This is a genomic window from Actinacidiphila sp. bgisy160 (assembly GCF_057707815.1).
The window spans coordinates 23,809-30,047 of record NZ_JBYIQW010000076.1 but is presented as its reverse complement, the minus strand read 5'-3'; the positions used below and the strand labels follow the sequence as shown (position 1 = coordinate 30,047).

At 71.7% G+C, this 6,239-nt stretch carries 6 protein-coding genes and 1 pseudogene; 6 read left to right on the top strand and 1 reads right to left on the bottom strand.

The genetic code is table 11. From position 1 onward, the window contains the following. The 5 genes and pseudogenes from AC3EUJ_RS34380 to AC3EUJ_RS34360 form a co-directional block, all read left to right on the top strand. Nucleotides 1-154, top strand: a pseudogene (locus tag AC3EUJ_RS34380) (flavodoxin-dependent (E)-4-hydroxy-3-methylbut-2-enyl-diphosphate synthase); the annotation flags it as partial. Between the two features lie 37 nt (nucleotides 155-191). Continuing rightward, nucleotides 192-2,114, top strand: a complete 1,923-nt coding sequence (gene dxs, locus AC3EUJ_RS34375; RefSeq protein WP_431968469.1) for a 1-deoxy-D-xylulose-5-phosphate synthase — start codon at nucleotides 192-194, stop codon at nucleotides 2,112-2,114. Next, nucleotides 2,095-3,498, top strand: coding sequence for an aspartate aminotransferase family protein (locus AC3EUJ_RS34370; RefSeq protein ID WP_431968467.1), 1,404 nt, complete (start codon nucleotides 2,095-2,097; stop codon nucleotides 3,496-3,498). The genes dxs and AC3EUJ_RS34370 overlap by 20 nt, the downstream gene beginning before the upstream one ends. A 95-nt stretch (nucleotides 3,499-3,593) precedes the next feature. After that, complete coding sequence (locus AC3EUJ_RS34365; protein WP_431968465.1) at nucleotides 3,594-4,211, top strand: helix-turn-helix domain-containing protein; 618 nt, start codon at nucleotides 3,594-3,596, stop codon at nucleotides 4,209-4,211. After that, a complete protein-coding gene (locus AC3EUJ_RS34360) occupies nucleotides 4,208-4,351 on the top strand; it encodes a DUF6126 family protein (protein ID WP_488180993.1) in 144 nt (47 codons plus the stop codon). The genes AC3EUJ_RS34365 and AC3EUJ_RS34360 overlap by 4 nt, the downstream gene beginning before the upstream one ends. 19 nt (nucleotides 4,352-4,370) lie before the next feature. On the opposite strand, the gene AC3EUJ_RS34355 is transcribed toward AC3EUJ_RS34360, so the two are convergent. After that, entirely contained in the window at nucleotides 4,371-5,195 is an 825-nt protein-coding gene (locus tag AC3EUJ_RS34355) for a tyrosine-protein phosphatase (RefSeq protein WP_431968461.1), read from the bottom strand. A 245-nt stretch (nucleotides 5,196-5,440) separates the two neighbouring features. Here AC3EUJ_RS34355 and AC3EUJ_RS34350 point away from each other — a divergent pair, with 245 nt between their 5' ends. Further along, nucleotides 5,441-6,232: an SGNH/GDSL hydrolase family protein gene (locus AC3EUJ_RS34350; RefSeq protein ID WP_431968459.1), complete on the top strand. Its 792-nt coding sequence runs from the start codon at nucleotides 5,441-5,443 to the stop codon at nucleotides 6,230-6,232. Nucleotides 6,233-6,239 lie beyond the last annotated feature (7 nt).

Here is a 6,239-nt window from a genome sequence, read left to right as displayed (position 1 = left end):
TGGCAAGGGGCAGATCTTCGTCAAGGGCGAGGTCATCAAGACCGTGCCGGAGTCGAAGATCGTGGAGACCCTCATCGAGGAGGCCATGAAGCTCGCCGAGCGGATGAAGGCCGACAAAGTGCCGTCAGGAGAGCCCCAGATCAGTGTGAGCTAAAGCGAAACAATCCCCGGTAGGGGAGCGAGGTGGGAAAGTGTCGCTGCTCGAGAACATCCGTGGTCCGCGCGACCTGAAGGCCCTGCCGCCGGAGCGGCTGGGCGAACTCGCCGTGGAGATCCGTGCATTCCTGGTCCAGGCGGTGGCCAGGACCGGGGGGCACCTGGGACCCAATCTGGGCGTGGTCGAGCTGACGGTCGCCCTGCACCGGGTCTTCGACTCGCCGGCCGACCGCATCCTGTGGGACACGGGTCACCAGTCCTACGTCCACAAGATCCTGACCGGCCGTCAGGACTTCTCCAAGCTGCGCGGCAAGGGCGGCCTGTCCGGCTACCCCTCGCGCGCCGAGTCCGAGCACGACGTCATCGAGAACAGCCACGCCTCCACGGTGCTCGGCTGGGCCGACGGCCTGGCCAAGGCCAACCAGGTGCTCGGCCGGCAGGACCACGTCGTGGCCGTCATCGGCGACGGTGCGCTCACCGGCGGCATGGCCTGGGAGGCGCTGAACAACATCGCCGCCGCCAAGGACCGCCCACTGATCATCGTCGTCAACGACAACGAGCGCTCCTACGCGCCCACCATCGGCGGCCTCGCCAACCACCTGGCCACCCTGCGCACCACCGACGGCTACGAGCGCTTCCTGGCCTGGGGCAAGCAGGTGCTCCAGCAGACCCCTGTCGTCGGCAAGCCGCTGTACGAGTCCCTGCACGGCGCCAAGAAGGGCTTCAAGGACGCCTTCGCGCCGCAGGGCATGTTCGAGGACCTGGGCCTGAAGTACCTCGGCCCGATCGACGGCCACGACGTCGCCGCGGTCGAGTCCGCGCTGCGCCGGGCGCGGCGCTTCCACGGCCCCGTCCTCGTCCACTGCCTCACCGAGAAGGGCCGCGGCTACGCCTTCGCCGAGCGCGACGAGGCGGACCGCTTCCACGCGGTGGGCGCCATGGACCCGCTCACCTGCGAACCGCTCACCCCGTCGAGCGGCCCGAAGTGGACCTCGGTCTTCGGCAACGAGATGGTCCGCATCGGCGCCGAGCGCCCGGACGTCGTGGCGATCACCGCGGCCATGCTGCAGCCGGTCGGCCTGGAGAAGTTCGCCAAGGCCTTCCCGCGCCGTGTCTACGACGTCGGCATCGCCGAGCAGCACGCCGCCGTGTCCGCGGCGGGCCTGGCGACCGGCGGCCTGCACCCGGTGGTCGCCGTCTACGCGACCTTCCTCAACCGCGCCTTCGACCAGGTGCTGATGGACGTCGCGCTGCACAAGTGCGGCGTCACCTTCGTCCTGGACCGGGCGGGTGTCACCGGCGACGACGGCGCCTCGCACAACGGCATGTGGGACATGTCGATCCTCCAGGTCGTCCCGGGCCTGCGGATCGCCGCCCCGCGCGACGCCGACCAGCTGCGCGCCCAGCTCCGCGAGGCGATCGACGTCGACGACGCGCCCACCGTCATCCGCTTCCCCAAGGAGACCGTCGGCGAGGCCCTGCCGGCCATCGACCGGGTGGGCGGCATGGACGTCCTGCACCGCGGCGACCGGCCGGACGTGCTGATGGTGTCCGTCGGCGCCCTCGGCTCGGTCTCCCTGGCCGCGGCCGCCCTGCTGCGCGAACGCGGTGTCGGCGTCACGGTCGTCGACCCCCGCTGGGTCAAGCCGCTCGACGCGGAGCTGCCCGCGCTCGCCGCCCGGCACCGCATGGTTGCCGTGATCGAGGACAACGGCCGTACCGGAGGCGTCGGTTCGGCCGTCGCGCAGGCACTGCGGGACGCGGAGACCGATGTGCCGGTCCGCGACTTCGGCATCCCGCAGCAGTTCCTGGCGCACGCCAAGCGCGGCGAGGTGCTGGCCGACATCGGGCTCACACCTGCCGAGATCGCCGGCCGGATCGGGGCCACCCTGATCCGTCTCGCGGTGAACGAGCACCCGAACGAGAGGCACGTGAGCGATGACACCGCCCGATCCTGAACCCAAGGGGTTCGACCTGGCGACGCTGCTGGCCGAGCGCGGCGCCGAGCGCTACGACCTGCACGCCAGGTATCTCAACCACCAGTTGCCGCGGATGCTGCACACCATCGGCTTCGACAAGGTCTACGAGCGGGCCGAGGGCGCGTACTTCTGGGACGACGAGGGCCGGGACCACCTCGACATGCTCGCCGGCTTCGGGGTGATGGGCCTGGGCCGCCACCACCCGGTGGTCCGCAAGGCGCTGCACGACGTTCTGGACGCCGGGCTGGCGGACCTCACCCGCTTCGACTGCCAGCCGCTGCCCGGGCTGCTCGCCGAGAGGCTGCTGTCGTACGCGCCCGGCCTGGACCGGGTGTTCTTCGGCAACAGCGGCACCGAGGCGGTCGAGACGGCCCTGAAGTTCGCCCGCTACGCCACCGGCAGGCCCCGCGTGCTCTACTGCGACCACGCGTTCCACGGGCTGACCACCGGTTCGCTGTCCGTCAACGGCGAGAGCGGTTTCCGCGAGGGCTTCGACCCGCTGCTCCCCGACACCGCCGTACCCCTGGGCGACCTGGCGGCCCTGGAGCGGGAGCTGGCCAAGGGCGACGTGGCCGCCCTGATCGTCGAGCCGATCCAGGGCAAGGGTGTGCACGCCGCACCGCCCGGTTACCTGCGGGCGGCGCAGGAGCTGCTGCACCGGCACAAGGCACTGCTCGTCGCCGACGAGGTGCAGACCGGCATCGGCCGCACCGGCGACTTCTTCGCCTATCAGCACGAGGGGGGCGTCGAGCCGGACCTGGTCTGCGTGGCTAAGGCCCTGTCCGGCGGGTACGTGCCGGTGGGGGCCACCCTCGGCAAGGACTGGATCTTCAAGAAGGTCTACTCGTCCATGGACCGGGTGCTGGTGCACTCCGCGAGCTTCGGCTCCAACGCCCAGGCCATGGCCGCGGGGCTGGCCACCCTCACGGTGATGGAGGACGAGAAGGTCGTCGCCAACGCGCGGGCCACCGGCGACCTGCTCCGCGACCGCCTAGCCGTCCTCGTCGACCGCTACGAGTTGCTGCACGAGGTCCGCGGCCGGGGCCTGATGATCGGCATCGAGTTCGGCCGGCCGAAGTCGCTGGGGCTGCGCAGTCGCTGGACGATGCTGCAGGCGGCGCGCAAGGGCCTGTTCGCGCAGATGGTGGTCGTGCCGCTGCTGCAGCGGCACCGTATCCTCACCCAGGTCTCGGGGGACCACCTGGAGGTCATCAAGCTGATCCCGCCGCTGGTCATCGGGGAGCCCGAGGTGGACCGCTTCGTGAACGCCTTCACCGCCGTGATGGACGACGCACACGGCTCCGGTGGCCTGATGTGGGAGTTCGGCCGGACACTGGTGAAGCAGGCGGTCGCGGGCCGCTGACCCAGGCCGTCGGCCGGGCTACGATTCTCGCCCGCGGTTCTTGCCCCCCAGGCAATCTTTTTGCCTCGGGGGCGAATCGCATCTATACCTGAGGCATGACCTCACCATCCTCGGACGAGGCGCCCCTGCCGGACGTCGCCCCCCAGCTGCGCGCGCTGCGCCGCAGGGGCGGGCTGACGCTGGAGGCGGCAGCCGCCCGCGCCGGGCTCTCGCCCGCGCACCTGTCCAGGCTGGAGACCGGGCAGCGGCAGCCCTCGCTTCCCATGCTGCTGGCGCTCGCCCGCACCTACGGCACCACGGTGTCCGACCTGCTCGGCGAGACCTCCGCGGAGCGCGATCCGGTCGTCCGCGGCGGTTTTGTGCCGCCCGCGGAGGCCGGCGGCTGGACGTACTGGCCGGCCGGGAACCCCGGGCGGGCCATGCAGGCGCTGCGGCTGCACGTGCCTCCCGGCCCCCAGGAGGGGCTGGTCCGCGTCCACCCCGGTGAGGAATGGCTGTACGTCCTCGAGGGCGAGCTGCGGCTCACCCTCGGGGAGGCCGTGCACCGGCTGGTGCCCGGCGACAGCGCCCACTTCGACTCGCTCACCCCGCACCGCATCGCGGCGACTTCGCCGAACGGTGTCGATCTGCTGTTCGTCCACACGCTGCTGCGGAGTTCCGTCGTAGAGCTGTGCCTGGGCGACGGCCGTTCCCCGCGCCCCCACGGCGCATGACGAGAGGACTGACCGTGTCCGGCGACTCCCGAGACAAGGCCCCCATGGGCTTCAAGGTGCGCACCTTCATCTACCTGGTGGGGGTCCACGTCATCGCCGCGTTCTTCTTCCTGATCTTCCATCTGGCCGGGGCCAAGTAGAGCGCCCCGGCGGCCCGGGTCAGGCCGGCCGCGCGCCGTCGAGGAAGAGGGCGCGCAGCCGCTCACGGCGCCCGGGAGTGAGGTCGAGCCCCTCCTCCAGGTAGCGGTCCACCGAGCCCCAGTGCTCCTCGATGGTGTCGAAGGCGGTCTCCAGGTACTCCTTGCGCGCGTCGAAGAGCGGGCCGAGCAGCTCCATCACCTCGGGGGTGGTCGCCGGGTCCGTGTCGTCGCCGCGCTTGATGCGGTAGCGGCGGTGTGCCTCGTTGCTCTTGAGATAGTCCTCGACGATCGCGTCGCGCTCGACCCCGAGCGCGAGCAGGATGACGGCGATCGACGTCCCGGCCCGGTCCTTGCCCGCCGCGCAGTGCAGCAGTGCCGGCACCGACTCCTCCCCGGCGAGCAGGTCCAGCATGCGGGCGTGCTCGGCCGTGCGGTCCAGGACGATGCGGCGGTACGCCTCCACCATGCGCGCGGCGGCGCGGCCCCCGCCGAGGATCTCGCGCAGCGCCGCGATGTCGCCGTCGCGGACGGTCGTCCAGAACTCGGCGCCCTGCGCCGGGTCGCTCAGCGGCATGTTGACGTTGCGCACGCCGGGCAGCTCGACGTCCGGGCCCTCCAGCCTCATGTCGGAGGCGTTGCGGAAGTCGAAGACCGTGTGCAGCCCGAGGGCGGAGAGGAAGGCGGCGTCCTCGGCGGTGGCGTGCGCCAGGTGGCCGCTGCGGAAGAGCCGTCCGTACCGCACCCGGCGGCCGTCGGTCGTCGGGAGGCCGCCCACGTCGCGGAAGTTGCGCACCCCGGTCAGCTCGGGCTCCGACGGGGCGGTCTGCGGCGTCTGCTCGGTCACCGGCACTCCTTCGCTCAGGGGCCGGGCGGTGCGGGTCACCGGCGGCCGGACCATGCCCGACCTTACGACACCCGGGCGGCGTCCGTACCGGGCGGTATGCGATCCCCCGCGCGGGCTGTCGCGGCGCGGCCGGGACGCCGTCCTATTCCGTTTCCGGTGGATCCGGCCGGGTGGGATAGATCACCCCCAGTCAACCCCTGGTTACGGTGGCGTAGGTCACTTGAGGAGGTGAAGTATGTGCTGACGTGCCAGACGATTCGAAGAGAAACAACAGTGACGCCATCGGGTCGTACACAGCCGTGGGGGACAGCTTCACGGAAGGTGTAGGCGATCCCGGTCCCGACGGGACGTTCATCGGCTGGGCCGACCGGCTGGCGGTCCTGCTCTCCGACCGCCGCCCCGAACACGACTTCCGGTACGCGAATCTCGCGGTGCGCGGTCGCCTCCTCGACCAGATCGTCGAGGAGCAGGTGCCGCGCGCCGTCGAGCTCGCGCCCGACCTCGTGACCTTCTGCGCGGGCGGCAACGACATCCTGCGCCCCGGCAGCGACCCGGACGACGTCGCGGAGCGCTACGAGGCGGCGGTCGCCCGCCTCACCGCGACGGTCGGCACCGTCGTGCTGTGCACGGGCTTCGACACCCGCGGCGTGCCCGTGCTCCGCCATCTGCGCGGGAAGATCGCCACGTACACGGCGCATGTGCGCGCCATCGCCGACCGGTACGACTCCCCGGTGCTGGACCTGTGGTCGCTGCGTTCGGTCCAGGACCGCCGGGCCTGGGACGCCGACCGCCTCCACCTCTCGCCCGAGGGGCACACCAGGGTCGCGCTGCGCGCCGCGCAGGTGCTGGGCCTCGACGTGCCCGCCGACCCCGACCAGGCGTGGCCGCCGGAGCCGTTCCGCGCGCCCGCCGACATCCGCAGGGACAACATCCAGTGGGCGCGGGAGTACCTCGTGCCCTGGATCGGCCGGCGGCTGCGCGGGGAGTCCTCCGGCGACCACGTGGAGCCCAAGCGCCCGGACCTGCTGCCGCTGTAGCCGGCGG

What these genes read in the sequence shown, in the direction of transcription:
- AC3EUJ_RS34370 (WP_431968467.1), top strand. Translation starts at nt 2,095, where the DNA reads ATGACACCGCCCGATCCTGAACCCAAGGGGTTCGACCTGGCGACGCTG.
- AC3EUJ_RS34365 (WP_431968465.1), top strand. Translation starts at nt 3,594, where the DNA reads ATGACCTCACCATCCTCGGACGAGGCGCCCCTGCCGGACGTCGCCCCC.
- AC3EUJ_RS34360 (WP_488180993.1), top strand. Translation starts at nt 4,208, where the DNA reads ATGACGAGAGGACTGACCGTGTCCGGCGACTCCCGAGACAAGGCCCCC.